Below are 14774 nucleotides of genomic sequence, written 5' to 3' on the forward strand. Positions count from 1 at the left end.
CAGTCCACCCTGCCGGTTCCGCGGAACCGCCGTAGAAGCCCGCCGGGCCGCCCCAGCACGGGGAACGGGGCGGCTTTTCCGCAACGCGGCGCGCCGAGCCGTTCACTCCGATGGCCTTTCTGCGGTCCGCGGGGCCGTTCATACGGTGATAGGTCTTTCCTCAGTACCGACCAAGGAGAGACCGATGGCTGAGCAGCGCAGTGCGCGTAGACGCGGTTACCGAGAAGGCCTCGGCGGTGAAATGATCGCCGAGTTCCTGGGCACGTTCGTTCTGATTCTTCTGGGCATCGGGTCCGTCGCAGTCGCCGTCGTCGGCCTGCCCGGATCCGGACGCCAGGTCGTGCCCTTCGGCGCGGACAACTGGCTGATCATCTCATGGGGGTGGGGCCTCGGCGTGGTGTTCGGCGTGTACGTCGCCGGCGGCATCAGCGGCGCCCACCTCAACCCCGCGGTGACCCTGGCCTTCGCGGCCCGCCGGGAATTCCCGCTGAAGAAGATCCTCCCCTACTGGTTCTCCCAGTTGTTCGGGGCATTCACCGCGGCCGCCCTGGTGTACGGGTCCTACCACTGGGCGATCAACGCCGCGGAGGCGAAAGCGGGCACACCGCGGACCAAATCCCTGGCCACGTATTCCATCTTCGCGACCTTCCCGTCCCAGTACTTCGGGAATTCCTGGTGGGGTCCGTTCCTGGACGAGATGATCGGCACCGGCATCCTGCTGCTGCTCATCTGCGCCCTGATCGACCTGAAGAACACGGCGCCGCTGGCCAACCTCGGCCCGTACCTGATCGGCCTGGTGGTCGTGGCCATCGGCCTGACCTTCGGCACCAACTCCGGGTACGCGATCAACCCCGCCCGTGACTTCGGCCCGCGGTTGTTCACCTACTTCGAGGGCTGGGGAGCGATCGCACTACCAGGGCATTTCCAATGGTTCGACCACTACTGGTGGATCCCCATCGTGGCCCCGCTCTGCGGTGCTCTGATCGGCGTCGCCGTGTACGACCTGCTGATCTCGCCGATCATCAGGGCCCGCACCCTCGCCGCGGAGGAGAGGGAGGAAGGACCCGCGACGGAGGAGTTCTGACCGCGGCGGGCGCACGCCGCCCCCGTCACCCAGCCGTTCCGGATCGTCCCGGGGCCGTGCCGCGCGCACGGCCCCGGGACGTTCCGCGCGTCCCGGCAGCGGCTCACTGCAGGGCGGAGCCCGTCCGCCACTGGTCCCACGTCAGGTTCCAGCCGCTCAGGCCGTTGTCCGGGTCGACGGTGCGGTCGTCGGAGTTCACGACGCGGACGGCGTCGCCGATCATCGAGTTCTCGAAGAACCAGCCGGCGGGTGTGTCCCGGCCGCCGCCCTTGCGGTCCTGCAGGCCGATGCAGCCGTGGCTGACGTTCTCCTCGCCGAAGATCTGCGGCGGCGACCAGTAGTTGCCGTGCACGAACGTGCCGGAGGTGGTCAGGCGCAGGGCGTGCGGCACGTCGGGGATGTCGTACTCCCCGCCGAAGCCGACGGTGCGGCCGTTCATCCGGGTCTGCAGGTACTTGTCGGCGATCACCATCACGCCGTTGTACGTGGTGTGCTCCGGGCTGCCGACGGTCACCGGCAGCACCCGCAGCACGTGCCCGCCGCGGACCACGGTCATGGTGTGCTCCACGGCGTCGACGGTGCTGCGCTGGTCGCGGCCGACGGTGAAGGTGACGTCCTTGGACTGGGTGCCGTAGGTGTGCGGCGCGCCCTGCACGCCGCGCAGCCGCAGCGACAGGGTGATGCGGGCGCCGGCCGGCCAGAAGTCGGCGGGGCGCAGGTCGAGGCGGTGGTCGCTGAACCAGTGGCCGACGACGGCGCGGGCGGGCGCGCTGGTGACGGTGATGCCGCGTTCGACCGCGGCGCGGTCGGTGATGCCGTGGTCGAACCGCAGGGAGATGATCATCCCGGTGCCGATGGTGGACTGGTCCTCCGGGCTGAAGTACCCGATGAAGGTGTCGTGCTGCGGCTTCGGGCCGTCCGCGCCGCTGGGGCGCCCGGAGCCGCCGCCGCAGGCGGTGGCCGCCGCGAGGAGGAGGACGGTCGCGGTCAGCGCGGTGCGGAGGGTGCGGGCTCCCCTTGTACGCGGCGAAGTGGTCACGCATGCGCCAACGAGAGTTTCCCTGCGGGGCAACGCGGCACCTGGGAATGCCATCCCGTCGGCCCTAAGGGGTTCCCCCGTCCCCCTTCCCGCGCTTCCCTCCGGAGAGGGATCACCCTCGGGCGCGGGTTCACCCTCCGGTGGCGGTCCCGCCCGTGCCTTGCCGTCGCCGGCCGACGGTCCCCCCTGACGGCCATGCGCCGACGCGCCGTTGCCGCGAAACCGTGGGCCCCCTGGCGGGGCACGAGCTTGCCTCTTGCCGGAGTCCGCCGGCTGCCGCGCCGTCGCGGCTGGAGGGGTGCCGTTCCTTGGAGGGGTGCGGGGGGAAGGAATGGGGGAAGGGGCACGGCCGGACGGGTATGGGACGCCCGGAGGGAGCCGTGCCGGAGCCGCGGGAGGATGCACGTGTCAGAGACACGCGAGTTCGGCGTCGCCGACGCGGCGCAGACCTCCCCGAGGTCTGCGCCGGCGGCGCCGCCGCGGCCGCGGGCGGCTCCCGAGGCCGCGGGGAACGCGCCCGCGCCGGCCGTCGCGACGGTGTGGCCGGGGGCGCCGCATCCCCTGGGCGCGCGCTTCCACACCGGGCCGGACGGCCGCCCCGGCACCAACTTCGCGCTGTGGGCGGGTGGCGCGGAGTCCGTCGAGCTGTGCCTGTTCGGCGCGGACGGCAGCGAGACGCGCGCGCCGCTGACCGAGCTGACCCACGAGGTGTGGCACGGCTTCGTGCCGGACGTGCTGCCGGGGCAGCGCTACGGCTACCGCGTCGGCGGCCGCTGGGACCCGTGGACCGGCGCCCGCTGGAACCCGGCGAAGCTGCTGCTCGATCCCTACGCCCGGGCCGTGGACGGGGAGTTCGAGATGGTGCCCGAGGTGTACGGGCACGTGCGGGACTGGCAGGAGCCAGCCGTCGCGGACACGGTCCGCGACAACCGGGACTCGGCCCCGTTCGTCCCCAAGGGCGTCGTGGTCGACGACGACGACGACTGGGAGGACGACCGGCGGCCCAAGACACCGTGGTCGGACTCGGTCATCTACGAGCTGCACGTGCGCGGTTTCACGCAGCGCCACCCGGACGTCCCGCCCGAGCTGCGCGGCACCTACGCCGGGCTCGCCCACCCGGCGGCCCTCGCGCATCTGACGGACCTCGGCGTGACGGCCGTGGAACTGCTGCCGGTGCACCAGTTCGCACACGAGGACCACCTGGAGCGGCGCGGGCTGCGCAACTACTGGGGCTACAACTCGATCGGCTACTTCGCCCCGCACGCCGCGTACAGCGCCAGCGGCACCCGCGGCGAGCAGGTGGGCGAGTTCAAGCGGATGGTGCGGGCGCTGCACGCCGCGGGCATCGAGGTGATCCTCGACGTGGTCTACAACCACACCGCGGAGGGCGGCCAGGGCGGCCCGACGCTCTCGCTGCGCGGCGTCGACAACCGCGGCTACTACCGGCTGGCCGGCGACCCGCGCGGCTACGCGGACTACACCGGCTGCGGCAACACCCTGAGCGTGGTGCAGCCGCACGTGCTGCGGCTGATCACCGACTCGCTGCGGTACTGGGTGACGGAGATGGGCGTGGACGGCTTCCGCTTCGACCTGGCCGCCGCGCTGGCCCGTTCGATGCACGACGTCGACATGCTCTCCCCGTTCCTCGCGACGATCGCGCAGGACCCGGTGCTGCGCCGGGTCAAGCTGATCGCCGAGCCGTGGGACGTGGGCGCTGGCGGCTACCAGGTCGGCGCGTTCCCGCCGCTGTGGACCGAGTGGAACGACCGTTTCCGGGACACCGTCCGGGACTTCTGGCGCGGCGCGACCGGTGACGTGCGCGACCTCGGCTACCGGCTGTCGGGCTCCAGCGACCTGTACGACTGGGGCGGCCGCCGGCCGTACGCGTCGGTCAACTACGTCACGGCGCACGACGGGTTCACGCTGCGCGACCTGGTGAGCCACAACGGCAAGCACAACGAGGCGAACGGCGAGGACGGCCGGGACGGCACCGACGACAACCGGTCGTGGAACTGCGGCGCGGAGGGCGAGACCGGCGATCCCGAGGTGCTGGCGCTGCGGGCCCGGCAGTTGCGCAACCTGCTGGCCACGCTCCTGCTGTCCACCGGCGTGCCGATGCTGGTGGCCGGTGACGAGATGGGCCGTACCCAGGGCGGCAACAACAACGCGTACTGCCAGGACAACGCCACCAGTTGGGTGGACTGGTCGCTGCTGGAGGACCCGCGGTGGCGGGGGCTGCGCGATCTCACCGCGCGGCTGGTCGCGCTGCGCCACGCCCACCCGGTGCTGCGCCGCGGCGGCTTCTTCTCCGGGGTGGCCAGCGCGCCGGAGGGGCTGCGGGACGTGGCCTGGTTCGAGCCGGGCGGGCGGGAGATGACGGACGCGGACTGGTTCGCGCCGTCGGCGACGCTCGGCATGTTCCTGTCCGGGCGGGACATCCCGCAGCGTGACGTGCGCGGCGAGCCGGTCGTCGACGACAGCTTCCTGCTGGTGGTGCACGCCGACCACCGCCCGGCGCCGTTCGTGCTGCCCGGCGGGCGGTGGGCGGCCGGGTACGAGCCGCTGCTGGACACCGCGGAGGACGAGCCGTGGGCCGCGGCGGACCGCGAACTGCCCGCCGGGGAGGCGGTGACGGTGGCCGCGCGCTCGGTGCGGCTGTTCCGGGTGCGGGAGGCGACCGCGGGGTGACGGCAGGCGGGCGCCGGGACGACGGCGGGCCCGCGCGAGGGCGGCGGCGGGGGTGACGGCGGGCGGGCGCGGGGTAATCGTCTGGACGGCGCCGAGTGGTCCAGTCCATATTGGCCCGGTGAGCTCACGCCCGTCCGGTCACGACGACGCCCTGCCAGAACCCGCCGCCGACAGCGCCGCCACCTGCGCGACCGTCACGGGAACCACTGCCGCCACCAGCGGCACCAGTGCCCTCTCCGGCACCACGCGCTCCCGGGCCGGCGGCGGCACCGGCGGGGTGTGGTCACCGAACTTCCGCCTGTACTTCATCGCCCGCACTGTCGCGATGCTCGGCGACACCATGCTGCCGGTGGCGCTGTCCGCCGGGCTGCTGACGTACGGCTACTCGGCCGGTGACATCGGCCTGGTGATGGCCGCGTCCACCGCCTGCTTCGCGGGCTTCGTGATCTTCGGCGGGGTGTTCGCCGACCGGCTGAACGCGCGGGCCCTGATGATCGGCGCGGACCTGGTGCGGGTGTGCACCCAGTCGCTCGCCGCGGTGCTCTTCCTCACCCACCACGTGCGGCTGTGGGAGGTGGTCGGCATCGCGGTCGTCAACGGCACGATGGCCGCCCTGTTCCAGCCGGGCGTGGCCAGCACGCTGGTGCGGGTCGCCAGCGACGTGCAGGGCGCGAACGGGGTGACCAGGACCGCGGAGTCGACCGCGGCGCTGCTCGGACCGGCCTTCGCGGGCCTGCTGATCGGGCTGACGTCCTCGGGCGTGGTGTTCCTGGTGCACGCCTCGACGTACGCGGTCAGCGCGCTGTGCCTGGTGCTGCTGCGGCTCGCGCCCCAGGTGCCGCGGGCCGCGAAGGCGGTGAACGGCTTCCGCAGCGATCTCGCCGAGGGCTGGCGGGAGTTCAGGGCGCGCACCTGGATGTGGTCGGTGATCGTGGTGTGGATGCTGTTCATGGTCTTCACCATCGGCCCCTACACGCCGCTGGCCGCGGGCCAGATCATCCCCACGCACGGCGCCGGCGCCTACGGTCTGGTCAACTCCGCGCTGGGCGGCGGGACCGCGGTCGGCGCGCTGGTGGCGATCCGGCTGCGCGCGCAGCGGCAGTTGAGGGCGGGGTCCCTCGCGCTGTACCTGACGGCCGCGATGCCGCTGTCGGTCGGCCTGGGGCTGCCTGTCCCGGCGGTGTGCGGCTGCGTGTTCGTGGCCGGCATGGGCTCGGCGTACTGGGGCGTCAACTGGGCCACGTCCGTGCAGACGCAGGTGCCCGGGGACATCCTCAACCGCATCCACGCCTACGAGGTGGCGGGCTCGGTGGCGATGGTGCCGGTCGGCCAGGCACTGGCCGGTCCGGCGTCCTCGGCGTTCGGCGCCCGCCACGTGCTGGTGGCCGGCAGCGTCGTCGCGGTGGCCGTCGCCACGACCCTCCTGTCGATCCCGGCCGTCCGCACCCTGCGCCGCGCCCACGGCGCGTAAGTCCTTCGGACGGAAGGCCCGGCCCCCGCCGCCCCGTCCTCGCACCCGTCCGGCGCTCCCCGCACCCACCCCGGTACGCCCACCCGTCCGCGCACCGCCCTCCGACCCCGGCGGCCGGGGAACCCGCGGGCCGCCGCGCGCGAAGCGCCGGGCACGCGCGCGCCGGCGCGACGGGAGGGCGTGGGCGGCCGCTCCCGCGTCCGCGCCGGAGGCGAGGCGTCAGACCAGGCTGTCCCGCCAAGCCTGGTGGAGACCGGCGAAACGGCCGTCGCCCGCGATGAGCTCGCCGGGCGTGCCGTCCTCCACGATGCGGCCGCCCTCCATGACCAGCACACGGTCGGCGATCTCCACGGTGGACAGGCGGTGGGCGATGATCACCGCCGTGCGGCCGGTGAGCACGGTGTGCATGGCGTGCTGCACGGCCCGTTCGCCGGGGACGTCGAGCGACGACGTGGCCTCGTCGAGGATCAGCACCGCGGGGTCGGCCAGCAACGCGCGCGCGAAGGCGACGAGTTGGCGCTGCCCGGCCGAGATGCGGCCGCCGCGCTTGCGGACGTCGGTGTCGTAGCCGTCCGGGAGCGCCGCGATGAAGTCATGCGCGCCGATGGCCTTGGCGGCCGCCTCGACCTCCTCACGGGTGGCGTCCGGGCGGCCGATGGCGATGTTCTCGGCGACCGTCCCGGAGAACAGGAACGCCTCCTGCGTCACCATGACCACGCCCCGGCGCAGGTCCGCCGTGGCCAGGTCGCGCAGTTCCACGCCGTCCAGCACCACCCGGCCGCTGGTCGGGTCGTAGAACCGGGCCAGCAGCTTGGCGAGGGTGGACTTGCCGGCCCCGGTCGCGCCGACGACCGCGACGGTCTGCCCGGCCGGCATCCGCAGGTCGAACGAGGGCAGCACCTCGCCGCCGGTCCGGTAGGCGAACCGGACCCCCTCGAAGGCGACCTCGCGGCCGGGGATGCCGCCGGCCGGCTCGGGCAGCGGCCGCGGCTCGGCCGGTTCCGGAACGGCGGGCGCCTGCGCGAGCAGCCCGGCGATCTTCTCCAGCGACGCGGCCGCCGACTGGTAGGAGTTGAGGAACATGCCCAGCCGGTCGATGGGGTCGTACAGCCGCCGCAGGTAGAGCACGAAGGCGGCGAGCACGCCCAGCGCCATGCCGCCCTCGGCCACCCGGTAGGCGCCCCACAGCACGATCCCCGCGATGGTGACGTTGGCGATCAGCCGGGAGCCGACGACGTAGCGGGCCATCTCCAGGATCGCGTCGCCGTTCGCCCGCTCGTGACGGTGGTTGAGCTCCCCGAACGCGTCGTCGTTGGGCTCCTCGCGGCGGAACGCCTTGACCGGGCGGATGCCGTTCATGGTCTCGGTGAACTTCACGATGACCGCGGCGACGGCCGTGGACCGCTTGCGGTACGCGACCATCGAGCGCTTCTGGAAGACCCGGATCGCCCAGTACAGCGGGACGTAGCTCACCAGGGTGGCCAGGGCGAGCTTCCAGTCGAGGAACATCAGCAGCGCGGTGATGTACACCGCGGACAGCACCACCCCGACCAGTTCCTCCAGGCCGTCGGTGAGCAGTTCCCTGATCGACTCGACGTCCGAGGTGGCGCGGGCGATCAGCCGGCCGGAGGTGTAGCGCTCGTGGAAGTCCAGGCTGAGCGACTGGGCGTGGCGGAAGATCCGCCCGCGCAGGTCGATCAGCACGTCCTGGCTGACCCGGGCGGCCACCCGGATGAAGGCGCGCTGCAGCACCCCGGAGGCGACGCCGCAGGCCAGGTAGCCGAGCGCGACGGCGATCAGCGCGCCGTGCTGCCCCTGCCGCACCTGCGGGATGGCGTTGTCGATGGCGTAGGCGACGAGCAGCGGCCCGGCCTGCACGGCCGCCTGCTGCACCAGCAGCAGCACGGACGCGGTCCACGCCCGGCGGCGGTGCGGGGCGAGCAGCGAGCGCAGCAGCGCGATCTGGGCGTTCCTCGGCGCGGGCAGCACGTCCTGGTCGAACGGGTCGGGCGCGGCGCCGGGCGCGGCACCGGTGCCCGGGACGGGTGCGGCCCGGTCGTCCGCGACGGCGGTGCCGCACGGCGGCCGCGGCTCCAGGGCCTGTTCGGGCTGGTCGGCCACGGAGGTCATCGGGCCTCGCTCCTCTCCAGGCCGGCGGCCTCGTGCCGGCGGTCGTCGTGCGCGCCGCCCCGCGGGTGCTCCCGCGGGTCGCCGTGCGGGTCGCCGTGCGGATCACGGTCCAGGTCGTCACGCGGGTCGTCGTGGGCATCGTCGCGCGAGGCGCCGTGCGGATCGCGCTCGCCGCCGTCCCCTCCCGCGTCCCCGTCCCGTCCCGCGTCGCCGGACATCAGGTAGCGGTACTCGGCGCTGTCCCGCAGCAGTTCGGCGTGCGTGCCGACCGCGGTGACGCGCCCGCCGGACATGAGCGCGACGCGGTCGGCGAGCAGCACCGTCGACGGCCGGTGGGCGACGACCAGCGCCGTGGTGTGCCGCAGCACCTCGCGCAGCGCGGCCTCGACCAGTGCCTCGGTGTGCACGTCGAGCGCGGACAGCGGGTCGTCGAGGACGAGGAAGCGGGGACTGCCGACGACCGCGCGGGCCAGCGCGAGGCGCTGCCGCTGGCCGCCGGACAGGCTCAGCCCCTGCTCGCCGACCTGGGTGTCGAGCCCCTGGGGCAGCCGCTGCACGAAGTCGCACTGGGCGATCGCCAGGGCGCGGCGCACCTCTTCCTCGCCTGCGCCGCCGGGTCCCGCGCCCATCGCCACGTTCTCCCGGACCGTGGCGGAGAAGAGCGTGGCCTCCTCGAAGGCGACCGCGACCAGTTCGCGGACCCGGTCCACCGGCAGTTCGCCGATGTCCGCGCCGTCCAGGGTGATCCGGCCGCCGGTGACGTCGTGCAGGCGCGGCAGCAGCGCGGTGAGCGTGGTCTTGCCGCAGCCGGTCGCGCCGACGAGGGCCATCGTCTCGCCGGTGCGGATGTGCAGGTCGACGCCGGTGAGCAGGTCCGGGGTGCCGGCCGGGGCGTCGGGGTAGCGGAACCGGACGCCCTCCATCCGCAGGCCGTCGTCCCGCGGGTCGGTCCGCCGTCCGTCGGTGTCCGCCTGGGGTGTGTCCATCACCTCGAAGTACCGGTCGGCGGCGGTGCCGGCCTCGTTGCTCATGGCGAGCAGGAAGCCGATGGACTCCACCGGCCAGCGCAGCGCGAGGGCCGTGGACAGGAACGCGACCAGGGTGCCGGCCGACAGCTTGTCGTCGGAGACCTGGAGGACGCCGACGACCAGCGCCGCGCCGATGGCCAGTTCGGGCAGCGTCATGATGACGGCCCAGATGTCGGAGAGCAGCCGCGCCTTGCGCATCTCGGTGTGCCACAGGCCCTGCGCCTGGTCGCGGAACGCCCGGGCCTGGCTGCGGTGCCGCCCGAACGCCTTGACGATCCGGATGCCGAGCACCGACTCCTCGATGACGGTGGCCAGGTCGCCTGCCTGGTCCTGGGCCCTGCGGGCGGCCAGCGCGTAGCGCGCCTCGAAGTACGAGCAGAGGATCATCAGCGGCACGACCGGCACCAGCAGCACCAGGCCGAGCAGCCAGGACTGGACGAACAGGATCCCGAAGCCGATCAGCACGGTGGCCGCGTTGACGACGAGGAAGACCAGCGGGAAGGCCAGGAACATCCGCAGGATCTGGAGGTCCATGGTGGCGCGGGAGAGCAGCTGACCGGACGCCCACCGGTCGTGGAAGTCCACCGGCAGCCGCTGCAGGTGCCGGTAGAGGGCGGCCCGCATGGAGGCCTCGACACCGGCGAGCGGGCGCGCCACCAGCCAGCGGCGCACCCCGAAGAGCCCGGCCTCCAGCAGGCCCAGGAGCAGGACGAGGCCGCCGCCGAGCCACACCCCGCCCGGGTCGTGGTCGGTGACCGGCCCGTCGACCATCCACTTCAGCACCAGCGGGATGAGCAGGGACATGCAGGAGGCGACCACCGCGACGACCGCGGAGAAGCCGAGTCTGAGCCGGACCGGTCTGACGTACGGCCACAGCCGCATCAGCGACCGGGAGGAGGATCGGTGGGGCGCGGGGGGCGCGGGGTCAGGGACGGCGGCAGGCATCACCACACGACCCTAAGCGGGGCCGGTGACAGCCCTCACCTGGTTTTCGCTGCTGGCGTGAGGACGGCGCGAAAGCGCTGCCACGGCGTCGGGCCGCCGACCCGCTCCCCCGGGGCGGCCCGGATGTCCCAACGGACTTGCCGGCGCAGACATCTGGCACCCCGTCACCTCATGGAAATATCCTCCGTCTGCCCAGTGGCAGTCGGAAGAAGCTGCCACGTTGCCCGCGGAGCACGCATGGCCATGCACGAGCACGAGGTCGACCGCCGCACGCTGTTCAGAGTCGGCCTGGGTACGGCGGTCGCCGCCGTGGTCGGGACGGAACTGGCGTTCCCGGCGGTCGCCGGCGCGACCCCGTCCCCTGAATTTCCCTGGATCATCGACTGCGACACCTGGGGAGCCCGCCCGCCGTCCAGCCCCATCCAGATCACCGGCAACACCACCAACAAGATCATCCTGCACCACATGGCGTTCCCCAACGTCACGGACTACTCCCGCGAGCACGCCGTCCAGCTGGCCAAGGACTGCCAGAACCTGCACATGGACACCAACGGCTGGGCGGACACCGGCCAGCACTTCACCGTCAGCCGCGGCGGCTACGTCCTCGAAGGCCGCCACCGCAGCCTGGAAACCCTCGACGCCGGCCAGCACCAGGTCATCTCCGCCCACTGCCCGGGCGAGAACGGCAACGCCATCGGCATCGAGAACGAGGGCACCTACATCACGGAGACCCCGCCGCAGGCGCTGCTCGACTCCCTGGTCGACCTGTGCGTCGCGGTCTGCCGGCAGTTCCGCCTCAACGCCTGGGACATCTTCGGCCACTGGGACTTCCGGCTGGGCACCGACTGCCCGGGCATCGCCTTCTACGCCGAGTTCCCGCAGATCCGCTCCCGGGTCCTGAAGGCCATGGGCGTCCCCGCATCGGCCGCGCCCGCGCGCCGCTGGCCGGACATCTGGCGGTTCGTCGACAGCCAGGTGGTGCAGGTCGCGCAGTACCTGCTGGTGAACGCCGGCTACACCGACCTGGCGGTCAACGGTGTCTTCGGCACCGACATGAACGTGATCGTGGCGGACTTCCAGACCACGCACGGCATCCCGGTCACCGCGGACGCCACGTTCGACACCGCCACCTGGGAGGCGCTGGCGCCGGTGCTGGACAAGGACGCCTCGGGGCTGCCGGTCGAGGCCGTCCAGTACCTGCTGACGATCAAGGGCTACGCCGACACGGTGAGCATCACCGGCGCGTACGACCACGCGACCATGAAGGCCGTCCAGGACATGCAGCGCCTCCACGGCCTGCCGCCCAACGGCAAGGTCGACCTCAGCACCTGGTGCGCGGTCGTCGGCGGCACCGTCCGCGAGGCGTTCGGCGCCTGACCTCCCGCCCGCACCGCGCGTTTCCCGCTCCCCGGCGCCCGGCCGGCCCCTGCGACAGGGGGCCGGCCGGGCGTCGTCGTGGTCCCGGCCCGGCGGCCCTCGGGGCAGCCGGCGGTGCGCGGTGCGCGGTGCGGCGATGGTGAACACCCGCCGGCAGCAGGGGAAAGCGCTTCCGCGACGGGCAAAGAGGCACCCGGCAGCAGGCAAAGGATCCAGCCGGGCCGCATCGACGGAGTTCGGCCACGCGTCTCACGGGTCGAGTTGACACGCGAGGCCCCGGGAGTCCCCGCGAGAGCGTCGACGCGCACCGGTATGTCAGGGAACGCCCCGATCATTTCTTTGCTTCGCCGCAACACGGCGCACACATCCGCCCGCTATGCGGAAGCGGGCGACCGGACACCGAACCGGTTTCGGCCAATTCACAGCCACGGGTCTGGCATGAACAGGTAAAGAGTGTCACTCTGTGGCCCGTCCCACAGCACGGCAGCCCCACCGCTGTGCCCGCAACACCCAGCTCTACCGGGCAGCCCACCATCCCCATCTGCCCGGACTGTCCCGGCCGCCACGCGCGGCCGCCGCAGAAGGAGTCCAGGAGTGCGCAGATCCCCCCGCACGAAGACCGCGGCCGGAGTGCTGATCGCCGGCGCCGCGATGGTCGCCGTGGCGCTTCCCGCCACCGCGTCGGCACATTCCGCGTCGGGCGACGGCGGTTCGGCCGCCGCCACCACGGCCGCGTCCCACGCGCAGCCGCGCCCCGGCGCCCTGCCCCTCGCGCTGTCCCCGGCGCAGCACGCCTCGCTGCTGTCCCAGGCGCGGACGTCGGCCGCGGCCACCGCGTCCTCGCTCCACCTGGGAGCGAAGGAGAAGCTGGTCGTCAAGGACGTCGTCAAGGACGAGGACGGCACCACGCACACCCGCTACGAGCGCACCTACGACGGCCTGCCGGTCCTCGGCGGCGACCTCGTGGTGCACCAGAGCGCGTCGGGCGCCACCACCGGTGTCGACAAGGCCACCAACGCCTCGGTGGCGGTGGCCGGCACGACCGCCGCCAGGAGCGCCGCCTCGGCGCAGTCCTTCGCGCTGTCCCGCGCGAAGGCGGACGGCGCGGCCTCCCCGAAGGCCGCCGCCGCGCCCCGCAAGGTCGTCTGGGCCGCGAACGGCGTCCCGGTCCTCGCCTGGGAGTCGGTGGTCGGAGGCGTCCAGGACGACGGCACCCCGAACCAGCTGCACGTCGTCACCGACGCCACCACGGGCGCGAAGCTCTTCGAGTACCAGGGCATCGAGACCGGCGTCGGCAACAGCGAGTACAGCGGCCAGGTGAACATCACCACCACGCTGTCGGGCAGCACCTACCAGCTGACCGACAACACCCGCGGCGGCCACAAGACGTACAACCTCAGCCACGGCACGTCCGGCACGGGCACGCTGTTCACCGACGCCGACGACACGTGGGGCGACGGGAACGGCGCGACCGCGCAGACGGCGGGCGTGGACGCCGCCTACGGCGCCCAGGAGACCTGGGACTACTACAAGAACACCTTCGGCCGGAACGGCATAGCCAACGACGGCCGCGCCGCGTACTCCCGCACCCACTACGGCAACAGCTACGTGAACGCCTTCTGGGACGACTCCTGCTTCTGCATGACCTACGGCGACGGCAGCGGCAACGCCCACCCGCTGACCGCGCTGGACGTGGCCGGCCACGAGATGAGCCACGGCGTCACCGCCAACTCCGCCGGCCTGAACTACTCCGGCGAATCCGGCGGCCTGAACGAGGCGACCTCGGACATCATGGGCACCGGCGTGGAGTTCTACGCCAACAACTCCGCCGACCCGGGTGACTACCTCATCGGCGAGAAGATCGACATCAACGGCGACGGCACGCCGCTGCGCTACATGGACCAGCCGAGCAAGGACGGCGGCTCCAAGGACTACTGGGACTCCAGCCTCGGCGGTCTGGACGTCCACTACTCCTCGGGCCCGGCGAACCACTTCTTCTACCTGCTCTCCGAGGGCAGCGGCGCCAAGGTCATCGGCGGGGTGAGCTACAACAGCCCGACCAAGGACGGCCTGTCGGTGCCCGGCATCGGCCGGGACAACGCCCTCAAGCTCTGGTACAAGTCGCTGACCGAGCGCTTCACCTCCACCACCAACTACGCCGCCGCGCGCACGCAGTCGCTGCAGGCCGCGGCCGACCTGTGGGGTGCGGGCAGCGCCACGTACAACACCGTCGCCAACACCTGGGCGGCGATCGGCGTCGGCAGCCGCGTCAGCACCTCCGCGGTGACGGTGACGCAGCCGGCCAACCAGTCCACGGTGGTGAACACCGCGGCCAGCCTGCAGATCCAGGCCAGCTCCACCAACGGCGGCGCGCTGACCTACTCGGCCACCGGCCTGCCGGCCGGCCTGTCGATCAGCGCCTCGACCGGCCTGATCTCGGGCACCCCGACCGCCACCGGCACCTCGTCGGTCACCGTCACGGCCAAGGACTCCACGAACGCCACCGGCTCGGCGACGTTCACCTGGACGGTCACCGGCTCGGGCGGCGGCGGCTGCACCGCCGCACAGCTGCTGGGCAACCCGGGCTTCGAGACGGGCACGGCCGCGCCGTGGACCGCCTCCAGCGGCGTGATCGACAACAGCACCGGTGAGGCCGCCCACAGCGGCTCGTGGAAGGCGTGGCTGAACGGCTACGGCACCACCCACACCGACACGCTGTCCCAGTCGGTGACCGTGCCGGCGTCCTGCACCACCGCCACCCTCACCTTCTACCTGCACATCGACACGGCCGAGACCACCACCACGACCGCGTACGACAAGCTGACGCTGACCGCCGGCTCGACGACGCTGGCCACCTACTCCAACCTCAACAAGAACACCGGCTACGCCCAGAAGTCGGTGAACCTGTCCTCCTACGCCGGCCAGACGGTGACCCTGAAGTTCACCGGCACCGAGGACTCCAGCCTCCAGACCTCGTTCGTCATCGACGACACCGCGGTCAACGTGAGCTGA

At 72.6% G+C, this 14774-nt stretch carries 8 protein-coding genes; 5 read left to right on the forward strand and 3 right to left on the reverse strand.

Going from position 1 to position 14774, the window contains the following annotated elements; genetic code table 11:
- Positions 1 to 184 precede the first annotated feature (184 nt).
- Positions 185 to 1084, forward strand: a complete 900-nt coding sequence (locus tag BMW99_RS30200; RefSeq protein WP_069461987.1) for an MIP/aquaporin family protein — start codon at positions 185 to 187, stop codon at positions 1082 to 1084.
- 103 nt (positions 1085 to 1187) lie between these two features.
- Here the strand turns inward: BMW99_RS30200 and BMW99_RS30205 are convergent, their stop codons facing one another.
- Positions 1188 to 2123, reverse strand: a complete 936-nt coding sequence (locus BMW99_RS30205; protein WP_407640338.1) for a L,D-transpeptidase — start codon at positions 2121 to 2123, stop codon at positions 1188 to 1190.
- Positions 2124 to 2522: 399 nt separating this feature from the next.
- Here BMW99_RS30205 and glgX point away from each other — a divergent pair, with 399 nt between their 5' ends.
- Both glgX and BMW99_RS30215 read left to right on the forward strand, forming a co-directional pair.
- Entirely contained in the window at positions 2523 to 4811 is a 2289-nt protein-coding gene (glgX, locus tag BMW99_RS30210; RefSeq protein WP_075017925.1) for a glycogen debranching protein GlgX, read from the forward strand.
- Between the two features lie 118 nt (positions 4812 to 4929).
- On the forward strand, positions 4930 to 6282 hold the full coding sequence (locus BMW99_RS30215; RefSeq protein WP_407640339.1) for an MFS transporter: 1353 nt from the start codon (positions 4930 to 4932) through the stop codon (positions 6280 to 6282).
- A gap of 219 nt (positions 6283 to 6501) precedes the next feature.
- Here BMW99_RS30215 and BMW99_RS30220 read toward each other — a convergent pair whose 3' ends face one another.
- Complete coding sequence (locus tag BMW99_RS30220) at positions 6502 to 8412, reverse strand: ABC transporter ATP-binding protein (RefSeq protein ID WP_075017926.1); 1911 nt, start codon at positions 8410 to 8412, stop codon at positions 6502 to 6504.
- Positions 8409 to 10322, reverse strand: a complete 1914-nt coding sequence (locus BMW99_RS30225) for an ABC transporter ATP-binding protein (protein ID WP_245791685.1) — start codon at positions 10320 to 10322, stop codon at positions 8409 to 8411. Before BMW99_RS30225 ends, BMW99_RS30220 begins: the two co-directional genes overlap by 4 nt.
- A 300-nt stretch (positions 10323 to 10622) precedes the next feature.
- Here BMW99_RS30225 and BMW99_RS30230 point away from each other — a divergent pair, with 300 nt between their 5' ends.
- Both BMW99_RS30230 and BMW99_RS30235 read left to right on the forward strand, forming a co-directional pair.
- Positions 10623 to 11762: a peptidoglycan recognition protein family protein gene (locus BMW99_RS30230; protein WP_218108445.1), complete on the forward strand. Its 1140-nt coding sequence runs from the start codon at positions 10623 to 10625 to the stop codon at positions 11760 to 11762.
- A gap of 594 nt (positions 11763 to 12356) precedes the next feature.
- Positions 12357 to 14774, forward strand: coding sequence for a M4 family metallopeptidase (locus BMW99_RS30235; RefSeq protein WP_075017927.1), 2418 nt, complete (start codon positions 12357 to 12359; stop codon positions 14772 to 14774).

Source organism: Actinacidiphila rubida, assembly GCF_900110255.1.
Taxonomy (GTDB): domain Bacteria; phylum Actinomycetota; class Actinomycetes; order Streptomycetales; family Streptomycetaceae; genus Actinacidiphila; species Actinacidiphila rubida.

What these genes read in the sequence shown, in the direction of transcription:
- BMW99_RS30220 (WP_075017926.1), bottom strand. Translation starts at nt 8,412, where the DNA reads ATGACCTCCGTGGCCGACCAGCCCGAACAGGCCCTGGAGCCGCGGCCG.
- BMW99_RS30200 (WP_069461987.1), top strand. Translation starts at nt 185, where the DNA reads ATGGCTGAGCAGCGCAGTGCGCGTAGACGCGGTTACCGAGAAGGCCTC.
- BMW99_RS30230 (WP_218108445.1), top strand. Translation starts at nt 10,623, where the DNA reads ATGGCCATGCACGAGCACGAGGTCGACCGCCGCACGCTGTTCAGAGTC.
- BMW99_RS30225 (WP_245791685.1), bottom strand. Translation starts at nt 10,322, where the DNA reads ATGCGGCTGTGGCCGTACGTCAGACCGGTCCGGCTCAGACTCGGCTTC.
- glgX (WP_075017925.1), top strand. Translation starts at nt 2,523, where the DNA reads ATGCACGTGTCAGAGACACGCGAGTTCGGCGTCGCCGACGCGGCGCAG.